Genomic DNA, 22,916 nt, shown 5'->3' with positions numbered 1-22,916 from the left:
AGGGGAAATATGACACAGCGAACAGTGCTGGACGCCCCCGATATCTCCCGGGCGATCACCCGCATCGCGCACGAGATCATCGAATCCAACAAGGGCAGCGACGACCTGGTCCTCTTAGGGATCCCGCGCCGCGGAGTCCCGCTCGCCCACCGACTCGCCGAGGCGATCGCCTCCATCTCCGGTCGGCCCGAGACCGCAGGCGAACTCGCCGGCAGCCTCGACATCACGATGTATCGCGATGATCTGCGCGGCGGCTCCTACCGGGCACCCGAACCCACCACCATCCCGAGTGCGGGAATCGATGCGAAGACCGTCGTCCTCGTCGACGATGTGCTCTTCTCCGGACGCACCATCCGCGCCGCCCTCGACGCCCTCGCCGATGTCGGTCGACCCGCCAAGGTCCGCCTCGCCGTCCTCGTCGACCGCGGCCATCGGGATCTGCCGATCCGTGCCGACCATGTCGGCAAGAACCTGCCGACCTCCAGCAGCGAACGCGTCAACGTCTCCCTGACCGAAATCGACGGTGACGACTCCGTGAGCATCTCGGGAGGCCGCGAATGAAGCATCTGCTCGACACCGCATCACTGAGCCGGGACGACGCCATCGGCATCCTCGACATCGCCGAGGAGATGACTCTCGTCTCCGAACGCGAGGTCAAGAAGCTGCCCGTGCTGCGCGGACGCACAGTGGTCAACCTGTTCTTCGAGGACTCCACACGGACCCGACTGTCCTTCGAAGCCGCAGCCAAACGCCTCTCGGCCGATGTGCTCAACTTCTCCGCCAAGGGCTCCTCCGTGTCGAAGGGCGAGAGCCTCCAGGACACGATCCAGACGATCTCGGCGATGGGCGCCGATGCCATCGTCGTCCGCCACTCCGGAGCGGGCACCGCCCACCGCCTCGCCCATACCGGGTGGATCGACGTCCCCGTCGTCAACGCCGGCGACGGCACCCACGAACACCCCACCCAGGCGCTCCTCGACGCGTTCACCCTGCGTCGGGCACTCGCCGGAGTCCCCGCCTCGGGCCCGGTGAAAGGGGGACCGCGCGGTCAGGGACTCGACGGAGCGAAGGTCGCCATCGTCGGAGACATCCTGCACTCCCGAGTGGCTCGGTCGAACGTCCACCTGCTCGCCCGCCTCGGCGCGGACGTCCACCTCATCGCACCACCCACGCTGCTGCCCTGGGGAGTGGAGAACTGGCCGGTGACCATCCACTACGACTTCGATTCGGCGCTGAGCGCCGAGGACTTCGCAGCCGTGATGATGCTGCGGGTCCAGCACGAGCGGATGCACGAATCCTTCTTCCCCAACGAACGCGAATACGCCCGCCTGTGGGGACTGAGCGCGGCCCGTCTGGCCAAACTGCCGGAGACGAGCTTCATCATGCACCCAGGGCCCATGAACCGCGGCTTCGAAATCTCCGCTGCCGCAGCGGACTCACCCCGCGCCCTCGTCCTCGACCAAGTCGAGAACGGAGTGAGCGTGCGCATGGCGGTCCTCTACCGTCTGCTGACCGGTCAGGAGGAGACCAATGACTGATTACCTCATCCGCGGTGCCGATCTGCTCGGACGCGGAGCCGCCGATATCGCGATCCAGGACGGTCGCATCGTCGACCCCGAACTGTTGAGCTCAAGCGACTTTGAGACCGTCGACGCCGCAGGACTCGTGGCCCTGCCGGGACTCGTCGACATGCACACCCATCTGCGCGAGCCGGGCAAGGAAGACGCCGAGACCGTGCTCACCGGATCACGTTCAGCCGCCTCGGGCGGGTTCACCTGCGTCCACGCCATGGCGAACACCGCGCCGGTGGCCGACACCGCCGGAGTCGTCGAACAGGTTCACCGCCTCGGCCGCGCCGCCGGATTCACCGAAGTCGTACCTGTCGGCGCCGTGACCACCGGACTCGAGGGACAGCAGCTCGCCGAGCTGGGAGCCATGGCGCGCTCCGGAGCCCGCGTGCGGATGTTCTCCGACGACGGAATCTGCGTCTCCGATCCGCTGCTCATGCGCCGCGCCCTCGAATACGTCAAGACCTTCGACGGGATCATCGCCCAGCACGCCCAGGAGCCGCGCCTGACCGAAGGCGCACAGATGAATGAGGGAACGGTCTCGGCCGAACTCGGACTGCCCGGCTGGCCCGCCGTGGCCGAGGAGTCGATCATCGCCCGCGATGTGCTCCTGGCCGAACACGTCGGGTCCCGGCTGCACATCTGCCACGTCTCCACGGCCGGCAGCGTCGACCTCATCCGCTGGGCCAAGGCCCGGGGGATCGCCGTGACCGCCGAGGTGACACCGCACCATCTCATGCTCACCGACGAACTCGTGCGCACGTTCGACCCCGTCTACAAGGTCAACCCGCCGCTGCGCACCGACCGGGACGTGCAGGCGCTGCGTGAAGCGCTGGCAGACGGCACGATCGACGTCGTCGGCACCGACCACGCCCCGCACACGGCCGAACACAAATGCAGCGAATGGACCGCAGCGGCCATGGGCATGGTCGGCATGGAATCCGCCCTGTCGATCGTCGTCGCCGCCATGGCCGACCACGACTTCGACTTCGGCGATGTGGCCCGCGTGATGTCCTCGGCTCCGGCCCGGATCACCGGAGCCTCCGGACACGGCAGCCTCGAGATCGGGGCGAGTGCGAACATCGTCCTCGTCGACCCGACCGCACCTCACCGCATCGAACCCGCCGACCACGCCACGAAGGGACGCAACAACCCCTTCGCCGGCGTCGAAGTCACCGCGCAGGTCACCGACACCTTCTTCTACGGCCACCGGGTCTTGGCCGCAGGGGCACTCACCACACCCCACCCGGCAGGAGCAACATGGACACAGCAGTAGGCACACTCATCGTCGCCGCCGTCATCCTCCTCGTGATCGTCGCGATCGCCTGGGGATGGAGCCGACGCAAACGGGCCCAGTCAGAGGTCGTCACCCCGCCGAAGCCCCACATGGGAATCAAGGCCGTGGGCGAACCCGTCGAAGGCTCCTACGTGTCGACGACGAAGGCCGGCCATCCGCTCGAACGCGTCGCCGTCCACGGCCTGGGCATCCGCACCACCGGGGAACTCGTCGTCACCGACGGGGGAGTGATCATGGACCTGGCCGGACGCGAGGACTTCCTCATCCCACGCCGCGACATCGTCTCCGTGGACACCACGAACGGGATGATCGGGAAATTCGTCGAACGCGGAGGCATCATCCGCATCACCTGGCACCTGGGCGACACCCTCGTCGACACGGGCTTCCGCGCCCGCTACGCCGCATCCACCACACCTACCGTCGACCGCATCCGCGAAATGATCGAAGAGGCACAATGAGCTTTTCCACCACCCCCGCCGTCCTCGTCCTCGAAGACGGCCGGACCTTCCACGGATCCGCCTACGGACACATCGGCGAAACCACCGGTGAGGCCGTGTTCGTCACCGCCATGTCCGGCTACCAGGAAACGCTGACAGATCCGTCCTATCACCGACAGATCATCATCCAGGCCGCTCCGCACATCGGCAACACCGGAGTCAACCGCACCGATGACGAATCCGCCCAGATCTGGGCCGCCGGCTACGTCGTCCGCGATGCCTCCCGCATCTCGTCGAACTGGCGCTCCGAAGGCGACCTGGCCGACTGGCTGACCGAGTCCGGGATCGTCGGCATCTCCGACGTCGACACCCGAGCCCTGACCCGCCACCTGCGCGACAAGGGAGCCATGCGCGTGGGCATCTTCTCCGGACCCGCCGCCGAGGCGCCCGAATCCGAACTCCTCGCCCGTGTCCAGGCGTCTCCGCAGATGGTCGGAGCCAACCTCGTCGACGAAGTCTCGATCACCGAACCCACCCTCGTCCCCGCCCGCGGGGAGAAGCGCTTCAGCGTCGCCGCCGTCGACCTCGGCATCAAATCGATGACCCCCGAACGACTGAGCGAACGCGGAATCGACGTGCACCTGCTGCCGTCGACGATCAGCTTCGAAGAGATCCGGGCCCTGGGCGTCGACGGAGTCTTCTTCTCCAACGGCCCCGGCGACCCCGCGACCGCAGACGACCAGGTCGAACTGCTGCGCGCCGTGCTCGACGCCCGAATCCCGTTCTTCGGCATCTGCTTCGGCAATCAGCTGCTCGGTCGGGCCCTGGGCTTCGGCACCTATAAGCTGCCCTTCGGCCACCGTGGAATCAACGTGCCCGTGATGGACCGGACCACGGAGAAGGTCGAGATCACCTCGCAGAACCACGGCTTCGCCGTCGACGCTCCGCTGACAGGGGAGACCATCGCCCCGCACAAGGCCGACTACGGCCGGGTGATCGTCTCCCACGTGTGCCTCAACGACGACGTCGTCGAGGGACTCGCCTGCCTCGACATTCCCGCCTTCTCCGTCCAATTCCACCCCGAGGCTGCGGCCGGCCCGCACGATTCGAGCTACCTGTTCGATCGCTTCGTCGACCTCATGTCCGCTTCCCAGGCCGATTCGGCTGCCCAGGTCTAAGGAGAACACCCAATGCCACTGAGACACGACCTCAAATCCGTCCTCGTCATCGGCTCCGGCCCCATCGTCATCGGCCAGGCCTGCGAATTCGACTATTCGGGCACCCAGGCGTGCCGCGTGCTGCGCTCCGAGGGCCTGCGCGTCATCCTCATCAATTCGAACCCGGCGACGATCATGACCGACCCGGACATCGCCGACGCGACCTACGTCGAGCCCATCGATCCGGACGTCATCGAGACGATCATCGAGAAGGAACGCCCCGACGCGCTCCTGCCCACCCTGGGCGGACAGACCGCACTCAACGCGGCCATCGCCCTCCACGACGCCGGAGTGCTCGAGAAGTACGGCGTCGAACTCATCGGTGCCGACGTCGACGCCATCCAGCGCGGCGAGGACCGTCAGAAGTTCAAAGACATCGCAGAGGCCTGCGGCGCCGAAGTGGCCAGATCCGCCATCTGCCACACCCTTGACGAAGCCCTGGCCGCAGCCGAGGAGCTCAACTACCCGGTCGTCGTCCGCCCCTCGTTCACCATGGGCGGCCTCGGCTCGGGCATGGCCTATGACGAAGCCGATCTGCGCCGCATCGCCGGCGCCGGCCTGTCCGATTCCATCACCCACGAGGTGCTGCTCGAGGAATCGATCCTCGGGTGGAAGGAATACGAACTCGAGCTCATGCGCGACAACAAGGACAATGTCGTGGTGGTGTGCTCGATCGAGAACGTCGACCCGGTCGGCGTGCACACCGGCGACTCGATCACAGTGGCTCCGGCACTGACGCTGACCGACCGGGAATACCAGTCGATGCGCGATATCGGCATCGCCATCATCCGTGCCGTCGGCGTGGACACCGGCGGCTGCAACATCCAGTTCGCCGTCGACCCCAGGACCGGCCGCATCATCACCATCGAGATGAACCCACGCGTCTCCCGGTCCTCGGCGCTGGCGTCGAAGGCCACCGGCTTCCCGATCGCCAAGATGGCCGCGAAGCTCGCCGTCGGCTACTCGCTCGACGAGATCCCCAACGACATCACGAAGGTCACCCCGGCCAGTTTCGAACCGACCCTGGACTATGTGGTCGTGAAGATCCCGCGCTTCACCTTCGAGAAGTTCCCGGCCGCGGATCCGACCCTGACGACGACGATGAAATCCGTCGGTGAGGTGATGGCCCTGGGCCGCAACTTCACCACCGCGCTGCAGAAGGCGATGCGCTCACTCGAGCAGAAGGACTCCGCGTTCAGCTGGGCCGACCTGCCCGACGTCTCCGACGACGACGTCCGCGAATCCGTGCTCGAAGCGATCTCGCACGCCACTGCCGACCGCATCCACTCGGTTCAGCGCGGACTCGCCGCCGGCCTGAGCGCGGCCGAGGTCTTCGACGCCTGCGAGATCGACCCCTGGTACCTCGATCAGATCCAGCTCATCAACGAGGTGGCCGCCTATGTCCGCGACGCCGACGAACTCGACGAGCAGGTCCTGCGGGTTGCGAAGAACCACGGTTTCTCCGACGAGCAGATCGGAGGACTGCGCAGTCTCGACACGAGCGTCGTCACCGGCATCCGCCACGCACTGCGCGTGCGCCCGGTGTTCAAGACGGTCGACACCTGCGCGGGAGAATTCGAAGCGAAGACTCCCTACCACTACTCGAGCTACGACTCCGAGACCGAGGTCATGCCGCGCGAGCGCCCGGCCGTGATCATCCTCGGCTCGGGCCCGAACCGCATCGGCCAGGGCATCGAGTTCGACTACTCGTGCGTGCACGCGACCATGGCGATCGGGTCCGCCGACTACGAGACGATCATGGTCAACTGCAATCCGGAGACCGTGTCGACCGACTACGACACCGCCGATCGTCTGTACTTCGAACCCCTGACGTTCGAAGACGTCATGGAGGTCTACCACGCCGAACTCGCCGCCGGCGAGGTCCTCGGCGTCGTGTGCACTCTCGGCGGACAGACACCGCTGGGCCTGGCCGACAAGCTCAAGGCCGCGGGTGTACCGGTGCTCGGCACCCAGCCCGAGGCCATCGACCTGGCCGAGGACCGCGGTGAGTTCGGAGCCGTGCTGGAGAGGGCCGGACTCACCGCGCCCAAGCACGGCACTGCGGTGACCGCAGCGGAGGCCGCAGCGATCGCGGAGAACATCGGCTACCCGGTGCTCGTGCGGCCCTCCTACGTCCTCGGCGGACGCGGAATGCAGATCGTCTACGATCGCACGCAGCTGCTCGACTACATGGCCAGCGCCACGGAGATCTCGACCGATCGTCCGGTCCTCGTCGACCGGTTCCTCGAAGACGCCATCGAGATCGACGTCGACGCCCTCTACGACGGCAACGAGGTCTACATCGGCGGAATCATGGAGCACATCGAGGAAGCCGGAATCCACTCCGGCGACTCCGCCTGCGTACTGCCCTCGCTGACTCTGGGTGAGGACGTGCTCGAGCGCGTCCGCCAGGGCACGAAGGCCATCGCCGAAGGTGTGGGCGTGCGCGGACTGCTCAATATCCAGTTCGCCATCGCCGCGGATGTCCTCCACGTCATCGAAGCCAACCCACGTGCCTCGCGGACCGTGCCCTTTGTCTCGAAGGCGACGTCGACCCAGCTGGCCAAGGCCGCGGCGCTCATCGCCGTGGGCCGCACGATCGAGGATCTGCGCGGCGATCTGCTGGCGGCGGTCGGCGACGGCTCGACCCTGCCGCTCGACCATCCGATCGCCGTCAAGGAGGCAGTCCTGCCGTTCCGACGGTTCACCACCGTCGAAGGCAAGATCGTCGACTCGGTCCTCGGTCCCGAGATGCGCTCGACCGGTGAGGTCATGGGCATCGACCACAACTTCCCGACCGCCTTCGCGAAGGGACTGCTCGGGTCGTCCGTGAAGCTGCCGACCTCGGGCACCGTGTTCGTGTCGGTGGCCGATCGGGACAAGCGCGCCATGGTGCTGCCGGTCAAGGAGCTCGTCGATATGGGCTTCGACGTCGTCGCGACCACCGGCACCGCAGCTGTGCTCTCCCGCTACGGGATCAAGACCACGCAGGTGCACAAGCACTTCGAGGCCGACGCCGAAGACCGCACGGTCATCGACTACCTCACCGCGGGCACCATCGACATGGTCATCAACGTGCCGTCGGGTCGGCAGGAACGCGCCGACGGCTACGAGATCCGCGCCGCGGCGACCGCGAACTCCGTGCCGCTGATCACCACGCTGGCCGAATTCGCCGCCGCCGTGACCTCCCTCGAAGTCATCCGCGACTCGAAGTTCGATGTGCGCAGCCTGCAGGACTGGAGCGCCTGATGTTCGGCACCCGACTGGCAGCCGCCATGGACGAGCATGGACCGCTGTGTGTGGGCATCGACCCGCACGAGCATCTCCTCGCCTCCTGGGGGCTGCCTGCCAGCGCCGCAGGGGTCCGGGAGTTCGCCCTCCGCACGGTCTCCGAGCTCAAGGGCTCGGTGGCCGCCGTCAAACCGCAGTCCGCGTTCTTCGAACAGTACGGCTCCGCCGGCGTCGCTGCTCTCGAAGAGACGCTGGCCGCGGCCAGGGACGCCGGACTGCTCACCGTCCTCGACATCAAACGCGGTGACATCGGGTCGACCATGGGTGCCTACGCGAAGGCCTACCTCGACCCCGCCTCGGCGCTGGCCGCGGACTCGATCACGGTCTCGCCCTACCTCGGATTCGGCGCCCTGGAGCCGGCTTTCGAACTCGCTGCCGCTCACGGCAAGGGCGTGTTCGTCCTGGCACTGACCTCGAACCCGGAAGGGGCAGAAGTCCAGCATGCCGTGAGAGACCGCGAATCGGTGGCCGGATCGATCGTGTCCCGAGTCCGGCAGCGCAATGCTCAGGCACTGGGGACACCCGACGACCTCGGCCCCTTCGGACTCGTCGTCGGAGCGACCATCAGCACCGCCGCGCGCGATCTGGGTTTCGATCCCAGCGACTGCGGGGGACCGATCCTCGCTCCGGGCGTCGGCGCACAGGGCGCAGGCCTGACCGAGCTGCGGGCCGTCTTCGGCAGCCGGGCGCTGGAATCGGGACAGGTGCTCGCCACCGCCTCCCGTGCGGTGCTCGGTGCCGGACCCGACGGTCTGGCCGAAACCGCCGCCGCGCTCAATCGTGCGCTGACGGTCACCGACTGAACACCGGTGTTCGGATCGCGGGGGCGCTCCGAACACCGGTTTCGGTGTTCCGTCGAAGGGCGGATTCCGGCTCGCCACGACACCAATTTCTTCTCATATCGCCTCTCGGCAGGGATTTTGTCTTAGACTGAGACAACTTCCCTACCTGCCCGTTCATGGTGACAGAGGAGACAAAGTGGCACTCGAACCGTTGACCCCGCAACAGCGTTCCGCTGCGTTGGACAAAGCGTTCAAGGCACGTCAGGCACGAGCCGAAGTGAAGTCGGCGCTGAAGACCGGCGATACCGATCTCGCGGCCGTGCTCAAGAAGGCAGCAGACGACGAAGCACTGGCGAAGATGCGTGTGCTCGATCTGCTCAGAGCTCTGCCCGGAGTCGGCGACCGGCGCGCCGAAGCCGCCATGGAAGAGGTCGGCATCGCCACCTCCCGTCGGATCAAAGGTCTGGGCGTGCACCAGAAGTCCGCCCTGTTGGAGAAATATTCCTGAGTGTGACAACCTCAGATCTGTGAATAATCGACTCACCGTCCTCGCGGGTCCGACCGCCGTCGGAAAAGGCACCATCAGCACCTATATTCGACAGAACCACCCCGAGGTCTGGTTCTCCGTGTCGGCCACGACCCGACCCAGACGCCCCGGTGAGATCGATGGTGTCCATTATCACTTCCTCACCGACGACGCCTTCGACACCCTCATCGCCGAGGATCGCCTGCTCGAATACGCCGTCGTCCACGGACGCCACCGCTACGGCACGCCTTCGGCCCCGGTGGAGGAGAAGCTCGAACAGGGGATTCCCGCGCTGCTGGAGATCGATCTGCAGGGAGCCCGCCAGGTCAAAGAGAAGATGCCCGATGCCCGCTTCGTCTTCCTCGCCCCGCCCAGCTGGGAGGAACTCGTCTCCCGCCTGACCGGTCGAGGCACCGAAACGGAGGAGGAGCAGGAACGACGACTGGCCACCGCGAAACGCGAATTGGCCGCCGAATCGGAGTTCGACGTGACCATTGTGAACGACCACGTTCGCACTGCGGCCGAAGAACTCCTATCATTGATGGGTATATCCACTTCCGATTAGATGGGAATCTCCTTGCCCGCACAGCCTGAAGGCATCACCAACCCTCCGATCGACGATCTGCTCAACGTCACCGGTTCGAAGTACGAACTGGTCTCGATCGCGGCAAAGCGCGCCCGTCAGATCAACTCGTACTACGCCCAGCTGCAGGAGGGACTGCTCGAGAACGTCGGTCCGCTCGTCACGCCGGGCACCAACGAGAAGCCTCTGTCGATCGCTCTGCGTGAGGTCAACGAGTCGAAGATCGTCGCCCGCGAGGTCTCCGAAGCCGACTTCATCCAGGCCGCACCCGAGGCCGAAGCCACCGCTCCTGTGAGCAACGACGGCGCGATCGACTTCAGCGACCAGTGAGAATCGTACTCGGCGTCGCCGGTGGGATCGCCGCCTACAAAGCGGCACACATCATCCGGCGGCTCCGGGAGCTCGACCACAGCGTCAAGGTCGTTCCGACGGCCAACGCACTGAAATTCATCGGTGCCCCCACCCTGGAGGCACTGTCCGGCCAGACCGTGACCACCGATGTCTTCGACGAGATCGACACCGTCAATCACGTCCGCATCGGACAGGCAGCCGAACTCGTCATCATCGCTCCGGCGACCGCGGATCTGATCGCGAAGATCGCCGCCGGACGAGCCGATGATCTGCTCAGCGCCTCCGTGCTCACTACGACCGCCGAGGTGGTCGTGGCCCCCGCCATGCACACGGAGATGTGGCTCAACCCCGCCACAGTCGCCAACATCGCGACCCTGCGCTCCCGCGGCGTCCATGTCCTCGACCCTGCTGTCGGACGCCTCACCGGCCCCGATTCCGGGCCCGGCCGACTGCCCGAACCCGAAGAGATCGTCGACTTCGCGCTCTCGGTCAAGGACGGCACCTCCGCCGACTCGGCAGACGCGTCCAATGACCACAGCGGTGCTCTGTCCGGTCGTCGCATCGTCATCAGCGCAGGCGGCACGCGGGAAGCACTCGACCCAGTGCGTTTTCTCGGCAACCGCTCCTCAGGCAAACAGGGCATCGCGCTGGCCAAGGCCGCCCATGCCGCGGGCGCATCAGTCGAACTCGTCGCCGCGAACATCGACACCGGGCTGCTGACGGGATTGCCTGCGGGCATCACGATCACCCCGGTCGAATCCACTCTGGAGCTGCAGTCGGCGATGCATTCGGCCCAGGTGCGGGCTGATGCCATCATCATGGCCGCCGCCGTCGCCGACTACCGGCCGGCCGAGACGACGGACTCGAAGATGAAGAAGTCCGGAGACGACGGTCTGACTCTGCGTCTCGTACAGAACCCGGACATCCTCCGCGGACTCGTCGACGAGCGCAGCCGTCAGACCAGCCTCCGCCATCAGATCATCGTCGGATTCGCCGCCGAGACCGGGGACGCCGCCACCGCCGCCCTCGACTACGCTCGAGCCAAGTTCGAGCGCAAAGGCGTCGACCTTCTCGTATTCAACGACGTCTCGGACGACCGCGCCTTCGGCCACGATGACACCATGGTCCAGATCATCTCCGCCCACCACGGCGAGATCGTCGTCGGCGACGAATTCCACGGGTCGAAGGACCATGTTTCACAAAAGGTCATCACGGCCGTCTCCGACCAATTCACCCACGTAGAATCGACAACGTGACACACACAAATCTGCGTTTCTTCTCATCCGAGTCCGTCACCGAGGGACATCCCGACAAGATCTGCGACCAGATCAGCGATGCGGTGCTCGACGACCTGCTCCGGCAGGACCCCAACGCCAAAGTGGCCGTGGAGACCATGGTCACCACCGGGCTCGTCCATGTTGCCGGTGAGGTGAATACCGCCGCCTACGCCGATGTCGCCGGAATCGTACGCAGCCTCATCACGGGCATCGGCTACGACTCCTCGGACACCGGCTTCGACGGACACTCCTGCGGAGTCTCAGTGTCCATCGGCAGCCAGTCCACGGACATCCACTCCGGGGTGACGAATCCGCTGGACTTCCGTGAGGCCGTCGAATCCTCAGACCACGGCACCAGCCTCGGCGCCGGAGATCAGGGACTGATGTTCGGCTATGCCGACAACTCCACCGATGTGCTCATGCCGCTGCCCATCCACCTGGCCTCCCGGATGGCCGAGCAGCTCTCCGAGGTGCGCAAGTCCGGTCGGCTCGACTACCTGCGTCCCGATGGCAAGACGCAGCTGACGCTGGGCTACGACGGCGATGAGGCAGTGTCGATCGAGAACGTCGTGGTCTCCACCCAGCATTCGGCGGAGACCAGCCAGTCCCAGCTGCACACCGAGATCAAGGAGCTCGTCATCGATCCGGTGATCGCCGACTCCGGTCTCGACACCTCGGGTGCGAACATCCACATCAACCCGGCCGGTCCCTTCGTCACGGGCGGACCGATGGGCGATGCCGGTCTGACCGGACGGAAGATCATCGTCGACACCTACGGCGGGTTCTCCCGTCACGGCGGCGGTGCGTTCTCCGGCAAGGACCCGTCGAAGGTCGACCGGTCGGCGGCCTACGCGATGCGCTGGGTGGCGAAGAATGTCGTCGCAGCCGGTCTCGCCGACCGTGCCGAGGTGCAGGTGTCCTATGCGATCGGCCGAGTCGATCCGATGGGGCTCTACGTCGAGACCTTCGGAACGGAGAAGGCGGACCCTGCGGCCATCTCGGCCGCCATCCGGGAGGTCTTCGACCTCCGCCCTGCGATGATCATCCAGGAACTCGACCTGCTGCGCCCGATCTACTCGCAGACCTCGACCTACGGCCACTTCGGCCGTGAACTGCCCGATTTCACCTGGGAGGTCACGGACCGCGCCGAGGATCTGCTGCGCGCCGTGTCCTCCAACTAGTCTGCCGTCGGCGTGGACGAACCCCTCCCGATCGACACCGGCACCTCGGCCGAGGGCCAGGTTCCCCTGGCCCCGACCGAACCGGTCGCCCGAGTGCTCATCGACCATTCCGTCCCGCACCTGGCGCGGACCTTCGACTACGCGGTGCCGGAGAAGCTCGCGGAGGCTGCCCTGCCCGGTGTGCGGGTGCGGGTGAAATTCGCCGGAAAGCTGCGCGACGGCTATCTGCTCGAACGCGTCGAAGCCTCGGACCACATCGGTCCGCTGGCGACGATCCAACGCATCAGCGGCTCCATCCAGGTGCTGAGTGCGGATCTGCTCGCCTTGAGCGAAGCTGTCGCCCGTCGCTACGGCGGCACCCTCGCCGATGTGCTGCGTCTGGCCATCCCACCGCGTCATGCCCGCGGCGAGAAAGCCGTGCTCAACGCTGAGAAGGCGGGAGATCCGGCCGTACAGACCGACGCGGACGCCGCGGACCCAGCGACCGGACCGAACGACGGGCCGGCGGATGATCCGCAGCTGCTGAACCGCCTCGGCGAATGGGTTCTTACGGCGGGGACGGAACCCACGGCCGACGATGCCTCGGAATCGCCTCGGCGCAGAGCCCTGGCGTGCACACCCGGGCCGACGCCGGGTCTCAGCTGGATCCGTGCCGGACTCGATGCCGCACGCGCGAGTCTCGAGGCCGGCAGATCCGTGCTCTGGCTCGTGCCCGATCATCGTGAACTCGCCGTGCTCCATTCGACTCTCACCCACGCTGGGATCGCGGAGGTCTCGGTGCTCAGCGCCGACCAGTCACCGGAGCTGCGGTGGCAGGCCTGGCTGCGCGGACTGCTCGGACACACGCGGATCACGATCGGCACGCGTGCGGCGGCCTTCGCCCCCGTCGCGGACCTCGGACTCATCATCTGCACCGATGACGCCAACCTCAACTACCTCGATCAGCACGCCCCGTACCCGCACGCCCGAGAGGTCTGCCTGCTGCGGTCGACCATCGAGGACACCGAGCTGCTCTTCGTCTCCACCGACCGCAGCGCCGAAGTGCAGCGCCTCGTCGAGATCGGCTGGCTGGCCGACGTCACACCGGTCGGACCGGCCAGGCGGCATGCCGCCCCCGTCGTCTTCGTCCCCGATGAGGACCGCGACCCCTTCGCCTGGCAGCGCATTCCCAGCCGCGCCTGGCAGATCATGCGAACGGCGCTGCGTCCGCGGCCCCGGGACGGCGGAGTGCCCGGTCCGGTGCTCGTTCAAGTGCCGCGCTCCGGTTACTATCCTGTCTTCGCCTGTGCCCGCTGCCAGGAAGTCGCCCGCTGCCCGCAATGTCAGGCGACGCTGACCACACAGTCGGAAGTCGGTCCCTTCGCCTGCCGGTCCTGCGGCTATCACTCGGAGACGTTCAGCTGCCTGCGCTGCCATTCGAACCGTGTGCGATCGATCGTGCGCGGCCGGGCCCGCACCGTCGAAGAGCTCGCCCGGGCGCTGCCCGATATCGAGATCGTCGAATCCGGAGGCGACCACATCTCCACTGCCCTCGACGAGACCCCGCGACTCGTGGTCGCCACCACCGGAGCCGAACCTTATGTGCTCGGCGGCTATGCCGCGGCGATCCTTCTGGATTCGCTGTGGCCGGGGCCCTGGATGCGCTCGATCGACGAAAGTGTGGCACGCCGACTGCGTGCCGCCTCACTCGTGCGCTCACGCGATGACGGGGGAGTCGTCTACCTCGGCGACGAAGACGAACTCATCCGGCAGACCTTGACCGCCTTCGACCCCACGACCTTCATGTCACGACAGCTGAGCGACCGGAAGACTCTCGGCTTCCCGCCCTACCGACGGATCCTCGAACTCACGGGAGCAGGCGCCGACATCGACGAGGTGCTCGAACAGATCGGCGAGGTCGAGGAACTCCTGCGCGAGGACGCCGAGGACGGGCAGCGCAGCGTCAGCGCCTACCCGTTCTCCGCCGGAGACCGCGTCGGAACGAGAGCGGCCGAGATCATCGCCTCCCGGTCGGCCAAGAAGCAACGGCAGGTGCGCGTGCGCATCGATGATCCCCGGTCGCTGTGACGGCGCGGCGAACCAGTAGAATCCAAGTCGTGGATATCGTCTTCGCCGGCACCCCTGATGTCGCAGTTCCCGCCCTTGAGGCATTTGCCGAATCGGGCCACCGCATCCGTGCGGTGCTCACCCGACCCGATGCGCCCGTCGGACGGAAGAGGGTCCTCACCCCGTCACCGGTGAAGACCCGCGCTCTCGAACTCGGACTGCCCGTCATCGAAGCCGGGCGTCTGCGCGGCGACGTCATCGCCCAGCTGCAGGCACTCGACGTCGACGCCGTCGCTGTCGTCGCCTTCGGAGCCATCGCCGGACCCGCCGCACTGGCCACCGCCCGACTCGGCTGGTTCAACCTCCACTTCTCACTGCTGCCGGCCTACCGCGGAGCCGCCCCCGTCCAACGCGCACTCATAGGCGGCGAGACCACCAGTGGGATCAGCGTGTTCCGCATCGACGAAGGCATGGACACCGGCCCCGTGCTGCGACGACTCGAACTGCCGCTCGACCACGCAGATGTCGCAGAGGCACTTGCGGACTATGCACGCCGCGGGGCCCCCGAACTCGTCGCCGCCTTCGACGATCTCGCCGCCGGCACCGCCACTCTGACCCCGCAGACCGGTGAGTCCAGCCATGCGGAGAAGATCACCGTCACCGACGCCCACCTCGATCTGTCCGCTCCGACCGCCCGGGTGATCGACCGGGCCCGCGGAACCAGTCCCGCACCGGGACCATGGGTGGAACTCGACGGGAAGAGGACGAAGCTCTTCGGACTCTCACCCGCACCCGAAGTGACGACCCCCGGGGCTGTCGGCGAACTGACCACCTGGCAGCAGCAGCCGGTGCTGCGCTGCGGTGACGGCTGGGTCAGGGTCGAACAGATCCAACCCTTCGGCAAGGCCCGGATGGCCACGGCCGACTTCCTGCGCGGCCGTGGAGACGTGACTTTCGACCCCTATACCGAGAGGCAAGCATAAGAGCCATGGCTGAGTCAGCAGGCAGAGACCGCCGAGGCGGCAGCCGCGGAAACGACGGCAATCGCGGGCAGCGCCGAGGCGGCCCCCGAGACACCGACCGACGCGACGGCCACGGCCGCGGACGAAGCGGTCGCGGAGGCCAGGATCGCGGAGGCCAGGGTCGCGACCGCCCCCGTCAGGACGGTGGAGCACCACAGGGGGAACGGGCCGGGAAGAACCTGCCGCGGCGCATCGCCTGGGAAGTCCTCGTCGACGTGGCGACGAAAGACGCCTACGCGAACCTGCTGCTGCCGGCCAAACTCTCCCGCACCCATATGGGGGCTCAGGACGCTGCCTTCACCACCGAACTGACCTACGGAACCCTGCGTCGGCAGAAGTTCTACGATGCGGTCATCGAAATCGCCTCGTCCCGAGCCGTCGACAAGATCGATCCCGAACCCCTGGCAGCGATGCGCCTCGGCGCCCACCAGCTGCTGTCGATGCGGGTGCCCAACCATGCTGCACTGTCCGAAACCGTGGCCGTGGTCAAACGATCGGCGGCGAAGACCGCCGGATTCGTCAATGCCGTGCTCCGCCGCATCTCGGAAGCCGAACCCACCGAGTGGCTCGACCGCGTCACCGCCGAGGCTGACGAGACCACCCGGCTGGCGATCGAACACTCCCATCCCGAATGGGTCGTCCGGGCACTGAGCCAGGCGCTCAAGGGACATGGCCGCGACGCCGCCGAGCTCGAAGCTCTCCTCGAAGCCGACAACGCACCCGCAAAGGTCGGAGTGACCGCCCTGCCCGGGCTCATCGACCGCGCCGAACTGCCGGGTGAACCCACCCCGTTGTCACCGATCGGCGTCACCCTGGAGACCGCGGTTCCCCGGGACGTGGCAGCCGTGGCCGACGGACGTGCCCGCGTCCAGGACGAAGGGTCGGCCCTCGTCGCCCTTGCTCTGGCCGATATCGACGCACCCGCCGGAACCTGGGCCGATCTGTGCGCCGGACCCGGCGGCAAGGCCGCCGTCCTCGGTGCTGCGGCCGCGGGCGAATCGACGACATTGGAGGCCTTCGACTCCAGCGAGCACCGTGTCGACCTCGTCCGCGACTCCACCAAGGCGCTGAGCAACGTCACCGCCGCCGTCCGCGACGGCCGCGACGCTCGCGGACCCTACTCGAAGATCCTCGTCGACGTGCCCTGCTCCGGACTCGGCGCCCTGCGCCGCCGCCCCGAAGCCCGCTACCGCAGGTCGCCCGAAGACATCACTTCCCTGACCGGACTGCAGCGCGAACTGCTCGCCGCTGCCCTCGATGCCTGCGCGCCCGGGGGAGTGGTCGCCTACTCGACGTGTTCACCGCACTACGCCGAAACCGTGCTCGTCGTCGACGAGGTTCTGCGCCTGCGAACCAAGTCGGGAAGCGCGGACATCGAGGTCCTCGACACCCCGGCCGCGCTGTCGGCGATCACCGGCACCGAGGCGGAGTCGTTCGCGTCGGTGACGCGGGAAGGCGGGCGATACGCCCAGCTCTGGCCCCATGTCCACAACAGCGACGGAATGTTCCTGGCTCTCCTGCGAAAGGCGAAATGACCCATGTCGATCGACATCAACCCCTCCATCCTGTCCTCGGACTTCTCCGATCTGCGCGGTGAGCTTACGAAGATCAGCACCGCCGATATGGCCCATATCGACGTCATGGACAACCATTTCGTGCCGAACCTCACCTTCGGCCCGCCCGTCGTCGAACGCATCCAGGCGATCTCACCGATCCCGCTCGACGCCCACCTCATGATCGCCGACGCCGACCGCAACGCTCCCGTGTACGCGGAGATCGGCTGCGCCTCGGTGACCTTCCACGCCGAGGCGGCTGCCGCCCCCGTCCGTCTCGCCCGGGAACTGCGCCGTCTCGGGGCCAAGGCCAGCCTCGCCCTCAAGCCGGCCACCCCGATCGAACCCTTCATCGACCTCCTCGGCGAATTCGACCAGATCCTCATCATGACCGTCGAACCCGGATTCGGCGGTCAGAAGTTCCTCGACGTGTGCCTGCCGAAGATCACGCGGACCCGCGAAGCGATCTCTGCTTCCGGACTCGAGATCAAGCTGCAGGTCGACGGGGGAGTCTCCGCGGCGACGATCGACCGTGTCGTCGACGCCGGCGCCGACGTCCTCGTCGCCGGCTCCGCCGTCTACGGAGCCGACGATGCGGCGGCCGCCATCAGCGAACTGCGCACCCTCGCCGCCGCACACACCCACTGACCGAACCGGGCCGAACTATGCTTACGGCCCACACCTGAAGAGAGCCTGCGATGGACCTGTTCGACTGGTTGAACACCCCGGCATTCGAACTGCTGGGCAAGCCTGTGCCATACTCCGACCTGTTCGGCAACATCTGTGCGCTGGCCACGGTCGTCCTGGCGCTGCGCCGGAACATCCTGTCCTGGCCGGTGCAGATCCTCGGCTCCATCCTCCTCTTCTCCGCGAGCCTCTCCGCCGGCCTCGGCGGCAACGCCTCTCGGCAGGTCGTCATCATCGTCGCCGCGGTCTGGGGATGGACGCAATGGAAGAAGTCCAAGGCTGCCGCCGGTGAAGTCCTCGTCCGCTGGGCGAGCTGGAAGGAACGGGCGATCCTGCTCGCAGCTCTCGTCATCGGCACCGGAGTCTTCGGCTGGGTCCTCGCCCTGGGCGGATGGTCCTGGAACCCCTACCCCGACGCCTATATCTTCATCGGTTCGATTGTGGCCATGTACGCCCAGGGGCGGGCCATCGTCGAATTCTGGTTCGTCTGGCTCGCCGTCGACCTCGTCGGCATCCCGCTTGCGATCTCCGGCGGACTCGTCTTCTCCGGCGCCGTGTACCTGTTCTTCCTCGTCATGGTCATCCTCGGACTCATCGACTGGTCGAAACGGTCACGGCAGACGATCTCTGCGCCTCACCGTCCGGCCACCGACATCGGCCGCGACCCCGAGGACTGAGGTCAGTCCCCGGCAGCACCGGTGAGACCCGGCCTGCCGCGTTCTAGAACATGAGACCCCGAATGCTGCGGCCGAGAGGCATGCATTAGGCTGGAGAAGTGAAGACCTTTGAGACTCTCTACGCCGAACTCCAGCAGAAATCCCTCGATCGCCCCACCGGTTCGAAGACCGTGGCCGAACTCGACGCCGGAGTCCATGCGATCGGCAAGAAGGTCGTGGAAGAGGCTGCCGAAGTGTGGATGGCCGCCGAATACGAAACCAAGGAAGAGCTCGCCGAGGAGATCTCGCAGCTGCTCTACCACGTGCAGGTGATGATGATCGCCAAGGGACTGACCCTCGACGACGTCAACACCCACCTGTAAGACCCTCCCGCGAACCTGACCGACCCGACGCCATCGAACTCCAAAGGGACCCCATGCTGCGTGTAGCCGTGCCCAACAAGGGCGCACTGTCCGAAGCCGCCTCCGACATGCTCAGCGAGGCCGGATACTCCACTCGACGCGGAACCAAGACCCTGGTCCATCAGGACGAGGTCAACGGAGTCGAATTCTTCTACCTGCGTCCCCGTGACATCGCCATCTACGTCGGCTCGGGCATCCTCGACGCCGGAATAACCGGCCGTGATCTGCTGCTCGAGTCACAGGCCGAAGCCGATGAGGTGCTCGGACTCGGATTCGGCGCCTCGCGCTTCTTCTACGCCGGCACAGTCGGCTCCTTCACTTCGGCCGACCAGTTGGCCGGTGCCCGCATCGCCACGAGCTTCCCGAACCTCGTGGAAGCCGACCTGCAGCGACGTGGAATCGCGGCAACGACCGTGCAGCTCGACGGAGCGATCGAGGTCTCCATCCAGCTCGGAGTCGCCGACGCCATCGCCGATGTCGTCGAGACCGGATCCACGCTGCGCGCCGCGGGACTCGAAACCTTCGGCGAGCCGCTGCTCGAATCAGAAGGTGTGCTCATCCAGCGCGCCGGAGCCGAATCCCGCATCGGCGTGCTCAAACGCCGCCTCGAGTCGGTCATGGTCGCCCGTCAGTACGTGCTCGTCGACTACAACATCGAACAGCGACTGGTTCCCGAGGCGATCTCGCTGACCCCGGGACTCGAATCCCCGACCGTGTCCCCGCTGCAGGAGACCGGGTGGGTCGCCGTGCGCGTCATGGTCGAAGCGAAGGAAGTCAACAACGTCATGGACCGACTCTACGGAGTCGGGGCGCGTGCGATTCTGGTGACGAACATTGGCGCCTGCCGAATCTGATCTGGCCGTGTTCCGGCCACGACAGGTGCGCATCGTCAGCCTCGTCGGTGCCCTTGCCGTGACCGCTGGGTTCGCGGTCCTGTCCGTGGCGCTGTTCGTCGTGGACTGGGAACCGTGGACAGTGCTCGACATGATATGGATGAACCTGCTGGGCATTCTCTTCGGAGCCGCCCTGCTGCGCATCTCCGATATCCAGGCCCGGCCCACCGAGGAGGGCCTGGTGGTCAGGAACATGGTGCGCACCCGTCGGCTCGACTGGGGACAGATCCTCGGTGTGACGTTCTCACCCGAGGGCGATGACCCGTGGCCCCTGTTGGACCTCACGGACGGCACCACCTGCGCGGTGATGGCGATCCAGCACGCAGACGGTCGCCGCGCCCATGCGGAGGTCGCACGATTGCGTATGCTCATCAAGAGACGCACCCACTTCAAGGAGGATTAGGAATGGCGAACGAGACACCCGAGGCAGGGCCCCTGACCGGATACACCGTCGTCGATCTCTCTCGTGCCCTGGCCGGCCCTCATGCAGGAATGATGTTCGGCGATCTCGGCGCGCGGGTGATCAAGGTCGAGAACCCCGGCAAGGGCGATGATTCGCGGTCCTGGGGACCTCCCTTCGTCGGGCCTGCGGACAATCCTCAGGCCACCTACTTCTTCTCGTGCAACCGCAACAAGGAATCCATCGCCCTCGACCTCAAATCCGACACGGGCAAGGACACCCTGACCGGACTCATTGCACGCGCCGATGTGCTCATCGAGAACTTCCGCTCCGGTGTCCTCGACCGACTCGGCTTCTCCACCGCCCGCTGCATGGAGATCAACCCGCGCCTGGTCATCCTGTCCATCACCGGATTCGGCCACGACGGTCCCGAAGCCTCCCGCGCCGGCTATGACCAGATCGCCCAGGGCGAAGCCGGGCTGATGTCGCTGACCGGCTCGGGACCCGATGATATGCAGCGCGTGGGCGTGCCGATCGCCGACCTGCTCGCCGGAATCTACGGCTCATACGGCGTGCTGGCGGCCCTGCTCGAACGCGAACGCACCGGCAAGGGCCAGGTCGTGCGCACCTCGCTCATCGCGGGAATGGTCGGCGTCCACGCCTTCCAGGGCACCCGGGCCACGGTTGCCGGTCAGGAACCGCAGCCCGGCGGCAACCACCACCCTTCGCTGTCGCCCTACGGACTCTTCACCTGCCGCGACGGCGCCGTGCAGATCTCCGTGGGCAACGAGAACCTGTGGCAGAAGTTCTGCGCTGCCTTCGACATCGATCCTGCCACCGAGGGTATGGCCGTCAACTCCGAGCGCGTGGACAACCGTCCCGCCGTCATCGAACTCATCGAAGACCGCTTCTCCGCCTACGACGCAGCCGATCTGCTGAACAGGCTCACCGAGGCGGGAATCCCGTCAGGCACGGTGCGCACCCTGCCCGAGGTCTACCAGTGGGAGCAGGCACTCAGCCAGGGACTCAAGGTCTCGGTCGACCACCCCGTGCTCGGCGACATCGACCTGCCCGGACCGCCGCTGCGCTTCTTCGACGCCGATTCCTCCGGTGAGGTCGAAACCACCCGCACCGCTCACGATGCCCCGCCGCTGCTCGACGAAGACGCGGAATCCATCGTGGCGTGGCTCGCCGACGGAAACTGAACGGAACCGCCATGACGCGTCTCAACGCACTCGAGCTCGTCGACATCGTCCTCGACGAAGGATCGTATCTGTCCTGGGACACCACTCCCGTCCAGCCCGCCGGCGGGATCTCTGACGCCTACGCCGCTGAACTCGAAGCCGCGGCGCAGAAGTCCGGGGTCGACGAATCCGTCATCACCGGCGAAGGCACCATCGCCGGACGTCGCGTGGCCGTGATCGCCGGCGAATTCCGCTTCCTCGCCGGGTCGATCGGCGTGGCCGCGGCCGAACGCCTCGTCGATGCCATCGAACGTGCGACCCTCGAAGGGCTGCCCCTGCTGGCCGGTCCGGCCTCGGGCGGCACCCGCATGCAGGAGGGCACCATCGCCTTCCTGTCGATGGTGAAGATCACGAACGCCGTCATCGCCCATCGCAAGGCCGGACTGCCCTACCTCGTCTACCTGCGCCATCCCACCACCGGAGGAGTCTTCGCCTCCTGGGGATCGCTGGGGCACGTCACCGTGGCCGAACCCGGATCCCTCATCGGATTCCTCGGCCCCCGAGTCTTCGAGGCCATCTACGGAGAGAAGTTCCCGGAGAACGTGCAGACCGGGGAGAACCTGCACAAGATGGGCATCGTCGACGCCGTCATCGGACCCGAACGCATCGCCGGCACGGTCTCCCGCGTCCTCGACGTGCTCATGGGCGCCAAGGAAGTTCCCAGCCCGGTGCCGGACCCGGACACGGCCCCGGACAGCGTCGACCCGAACTCCGATGCCTGGGCCGCGATCACCAGCTCGCGTCGCCCCGAACGCCCCGGAGTCCGTGATCTGCTGCGCACCGCAGCGAACACCGTGCTGCCGCTCAACGGCACCGGCGAAGGGGAGAAGGACCCCGGACTGCTGCTGGCCCTGGCGAAGTTCGGTTCCGCACCGTGCATCGTCCTCGGCCAGGACCGATTCCGGCAGGACTCCCGCGCACCCATGGGCCCGGCGGCCCTGCGTGAGGCCAGACGCGGAATGCGATTGGCCGCGGAGCTGCACCTGCCGCTCGTGACCGTCATCGACACCCCCGGCGCTGCCCTGTCGAAGGAAGCCGAAGAAGGCGGCATCGCCGGCGAGATCGCCCGCAGCCTCGCCGACCTCGCCAACCTCGACGCTCCGTCCGTCTCGCTCATCCTCGGTGAGGGATCCGGGGGCGGAGCACTGGCCCTCATCCCGACCGATCGGGTGCTCAGCGCCGAACACGGCTGGCTTTCGCCCCTGCCGCCCGAAGGCGCTTCGGCGATTGTGCACCGCACGACGGAGAGAGCCGCCGAGATGGCTCAGAGCCAGGGCGTGCACGCTCCCATGCTGCAGGCCAACGGAGTCGTCGACCGGATCATCGCCGAGCATCCCGACGCCAGCGACGAACCGCTCGACTTCGTCGCCCGGGTCGGTGAGACACTCGAATACGAACTCATCTCGCTCATGCGCGAACCTTCGGCCAGGCGCCTGGCCCGCCGGATGGATCGCTACCGGGGCCTGGGAATCTAGGAGGACTG

At 66.7% G+C, this 22,916-nt stretch carries 22 protein-coding genes; all 22 read left to right on the top strand.

Annotated elements, in window-relative coordinates; all coding sequences use genetic code 11:
• The first annotated feature begins 9 nt into the window (after positions 1 to 9).
• The 22 genes from pyrR to HK353_RS03710 all read left to right on the top strand — a co-directional run bounded on the left by pyrR (position 10) and on the right by HK353_RS03710 (position 22,908).
• Positions 10 to 561: a bifunctional pyr operon transcriptional regulator/uracil phosphoribosyltransferase PyrR gene (gene pyrR / locus HK353_RS03815; RefSeq protein ID WP_139467335.1), complete on the top strand. Its 552-nt coding sequence runs from the start codon at positions 10 to 12 to the stop codon at positions 559 to 561.
• Positions 558 to 1,538 carry an aspartate carbamoyltransferase catalytic subunit gene (locus HK353_RS03810; protein ID WP_173152576.1) on the top strand — a complete coding sequence of 327 codons (981 nt, stop codon included), beginning with the start codon at positions 558 to 560 and terminating at the stop codon, positions 1,536 to 1,538. Before pyrR ends, HK353_RS03810 begins: the two co-directional genes overlap by 4 nt.
• Entirely contained in the window at positions 1,531 to 2,844 is a 1,314-nt protein-coding gene (locus HK353_RS03805) for a dihydroorotase (protein ID WP_173152573.1), read from the top strand. Before HK353_RS03810 ends, HK353_RS03805 begins: the two co-directional genes overlap by 8 nt.
• Positions 2,829 to 3,323 carry a PH-like domain-containing protein gene (locus HK353_RS03800; protein WP_173152570.1) on the top strand — a complete coding sequence of 165 codons (495 nt, stop codon included), beginning with the start codon at positions 2,829 to 2,831 and terminating at the stop codon, positions 3,321 to 3,323. The genes HK353_RS03805 and HK353_RS03800 overlap by 16 nt, the downstream gene beginning before the upstream one ends.
• Complete coding sequence (gene carA, locus HK353_RS03795; protein ID WP_173152567.1) at positions 3,320 to 4,480, top strand: glutamine-hydrolyzing carbamoyl-phosphate synthase small subunit; 1,161 nt, start codon at positions 3,320 to 3,322, stop codon at positions 4,478 to 4,480. The genes HK353_RS03800 and carA overlap by 4 nt, the downstream gene beginning before the upstream one ends.
• Before the next feature lie 12 nt (positions 4,481 to 4,492).
• Positions 4,493 to 7,768: a carbamoyl-phosphate synthase large subunit gene (gene carB, locus HK353_RS03790; protein ID WP_173152555.1), complete on the top strand. Its 3,276-nt coding sequence runs from the start codon at positions 4,493 to 4,495 to the stop codon at positions 7,766 to 7,768.
• Positions 7,768 to 8,613: an orotidine-5'-phosphate decarboxylase gene (pyrF, locus tag HK353_RS03785; protein ID WP_173152544.1), complete on the top strand. Its 846-nt coding sequence runs from the start codon at positions 7,768 to 7,770 to the stop codon at positions 8,611 to 8,613. Before carB ends, pyrF begins: the two co-directional genes overlap by 1 nt.
• A 175-nt stretch (positions 8,614 to 8,788) precedes the next feature.
• Positions 8,789 to 9,100 (top strand): integration host factor, actinobacterial type, encoded by a 312-nt coding sequence (gene mihF, locus HK353_RS03780; protein WP_025777825.1) that lies wholly within the window; start codon positions 8,789 to 8,791, stop codon positions 9,098 to 9,100.
• A 19-nt stretch (positions 9,101 to 9,119) separates the two neighbouring features.
• Entirely contained in the window at positions 9,120 to 9,683 is a 564-nt protein-coding gene (gene gmk, locus HK353_RS03775; RefSeq protein ID WP_101544382.1) for a guanylate kinase, read from the top strand.
• Positions 9,684 to 9,695: 12 nt separating this feature from the next.
• Complete coding sequence (gene rpoZ, locus HK353_RS03770; RefSeq protein ID WP_228281215.1) at positions 9,696 to 10,031, top strand: DNA-directed RNA polymerase subunit omega; 336 nt, start codon at positions 9,696 to 9,698, stop codon at positions 10,029 to 10,031.
• A complete protein-coding gene (coaBC, locus tag HK353_RS03765) occupies positions 10,028 to 11,308 on the top strand; it encodes a bifunctional phosphopantothenoylcysteine decarboxylase/phosphopantothenate--cysteine ligase CoaBC (protein WP_173152541.1) in 1,281 nt (426 codons plus the stop codon). Before rpoZ ends, coaBC begins: the two co-directional genes overlap by 4 nt.
• Positions 11,305 to 12,510, top strand: a complete 1,206-nt coding sequence (gene metK / locus HK353_RS03760) for a methionine adenosyltransferase (protein ID WP_173152539.1) — start codon at positions 11,305 to 11,307, stop codon at positions 12,508 to 12,510. The genes coaBC and metK overlap by 4 nt, the downstream gene beginning before the upstream one ends.
• Positions 12,511 to 12,522: 12 nt before the next feature.
• A complete protein-coding gene (locus HK353_RS03755) occupies positions 12,523 to 14,577 on the top strand; it encodes a primosomal protein N' family DNA-binding protein (RefSeq protein WP_173152537.1) in 2,055 nt (684 codons plus the stop codon).
• 29 nt (positions 14,578 to 14,606) lie between these two features.
• Positions 14,607 to 15,539 carry a formyltransferase family protein gene (locus HK353_RS17395; protein WP_173152535.1) on the top strand — a complete coding sequence of 311 codons (933 nt, stop codon included), beginning with the start codon at positions 14,607 to 14,609 and terminating at the stop codon, positions 15,537 to 15,539.
• Positions 15,540 to 15,544: 5 nt separating this feature from the next.
• Entirely contained in the window at positions 15,545 to 17,113 is a 1,569-nt protein-coding gene (locus HK353_RS03745) for an RsmB/NOP family class I SAM-dependent RNA methyltransferase (protein ID WP_173152532.1), read from the top strand.
• A 3-nt stretch (positions 17,114 to 17,116) separates the two neighbouring features.
• On the top strand, positions 17,117 to 17,779 hold the full coding sequence (gene rpe / locus HK353_RS03740) for a ribulose-phosphate 3-epimerase (protein WP_139467323.1): 663 nt from the start codon (positions 17,117 to 17,119) through the stop codon (positions 17,777 to 17,779).
• 50 nt (positions 17,780 to 17,829) lie between these two features.
• On the top strand, positions 17,830 to 18,495 hold the full coding sequence (locus HK353_RS03735) for a nicotinamide mononucleotide transporter family protein (RefSeq protein ID WP_101544373.1): 666 nt from the start codon (positions 17,830 to 17,832) through the stop codon (positions 18,493 to 18,495).
• Positions 18,496 to 18,593: 98 nt separating this feature from the next.
• Positions 18,594 to 18,857, top strand: a complete 264-nt coding sequence (locus HK353_RS03730; protein WP_101544371.1) for a phosphoribosyl-ATP diphosphatase — start codon at positions 18,594 to 18,596, stop codon at positions 18,855 to 18,857.
• 53 nt (positions 18,858 to 18,910) lie between these two features.
• A complete protein-coding gene (gene hisG / locus HK353_RS03725) occupies positions 18,911 to 19,750 on the top strand; it encodes an ATP phosphoribosyltransferase (RefSeq protein ID WP_101544369.1) in 840 nt (279 codons plus the stop codon).
• Positions 19,751 to 19,757: 7 nt separating this feature from the next.
• Positions 19,758 to 20,192 (top strand): PH domain-containing protein, encoded by a 435-nt coding sequence (locus HK353_RS03720; protein ID WP_342589804.1) that lies wholly within the window; start codon positions 19,758 to 19,760, stop codon positions 20,190 to 20,192.
• Positions 20,193 to 20,194: 2 nt separating this feature from the next.
• On the top strand, positions 20,195 to 21,394 hold the full coding sequence (locus tag HK353_RS03715) for a CaiB/BaiF CoA transferase family protein (protein ID WP_173152527.1): 1,200 nt from the start codon (positions 20,195 to 20,197) through the stop codon (positions 21,392 to 21,394).
• 11 nt (positions 21,395 to 21,405) lie between these two features.
• A complete protein-coding gene (locus tag HK353_RS03710) occupies positions 21,406 to 22,908 on the top strand; it encodes a carboxyl transferase domain-containing protein (protein ID WP_173152524.1) in 1,503 nt (500 codons plus the stop codon).
• Positions 22,909 to 22,916 lie beyond the last annotated feature (8 nt).

This window comes from Brevibacterium permense, from assembly GCF_013280495.1.
GTDB classification, from domain to species: domain Bacteria; phylum Actinomycetota; class Actinomycetes; order Actinomycetales; family Brevibacteriaceae; genus Brevibacterium; species Brevibacterium permense.
The sequence above is the reverse complement of the archived record's forward strand: the minus strand, read 5'-3'. Positions and strand labels throughout refer to the sequence as shown.

Bases quoted from the DNA above. Each gene is read 5' to 3' on its own strand.
- carA (WP_173152567.1), top strand. From the start codon at position 3,320: ATGAGCTTTTCCACCACCCCCGCCGTCCTCGTCCTCGAAGACGGCCGG.
- carB (WP_173152555.1), top strand. From the start codon at position 4,493: ATGCCACTGAGACACGACCTCAAATCCGTCCTCGTCATCGGCTCCGGC.
- pyrF (WP_173152544.1), top strand. From the start codon at position 7,768: ATGTTCGGCACCCGACTGGCAGCCGCCATGGACGAGCATGGACCGCTG.
- rpe (WP_139467323.1), top strand. From the start codon at position 17,117: ATGTCGATCGACATCAACCCCTCCATCCTGTCCTCGGACTTCTCCGAT.
- HK353_RS03800 (WP_173152570.1), top strand. From the start codon at position 2,829: ATGGACACAGCAGTAGGCACACTCATCGTCGCCGCCGTCATCCTCCTC.
- HK353_RS03745 (WP_173152532.1), top strand. From the start codon at position 15,545: ATGGCTGAGTCAGCAGGCAGAGACCGCCGAGGCGGCAGCCGCGGAAAC.
- pyrR (WP_139467335.1), top strand. From the start codon at position 10: ATGACACAGCGAACAGTGCTGGACGCCCCCGATATCTCCCGGGCGATC.
- HK353_RS03805 (WP_173152573.1), top strand. From the start codon at position 1,531: ATGACTGATTACCTCATCCGCGGTGCCGATCTGCTCGGACGCGGAGCC.
- HK353_RS03710 (WP_173152524.1), top strand. From the start codon at position 21,406: ATGACGCGTCTCAACGCACTCGAGCTCGTCGACATCGTCCTCGACGAA.
- hisG (WP_101544369.1), top strand. From the start codon at position 18,911: ATGCTGCGTGTAGCCGTGCCCAACAAGGGCGCACTGTCCGAAGCCGCC.
- HK353_RS03810 (WP_173152576.1), top strand. From the start codon at position 558: ATGAAGCATCTGCTCGACACCGCATCACTGAGCCGGGACGACGCCATC.
- HK353_RS03715 (WP_173152527.1), top strand. From the start codon at position 20,195: ATGGCGAACGAGACACCCGAGGCAGGGCCCCTGACCGGATACACCGTC.
- HK353_RS03735 (WP_101544373.1), top strand. From the start codon at position 17,830: ATGGACCTGTTCGACTGGTTGAACACCCCGGCATTCGAACTGCTGGGC.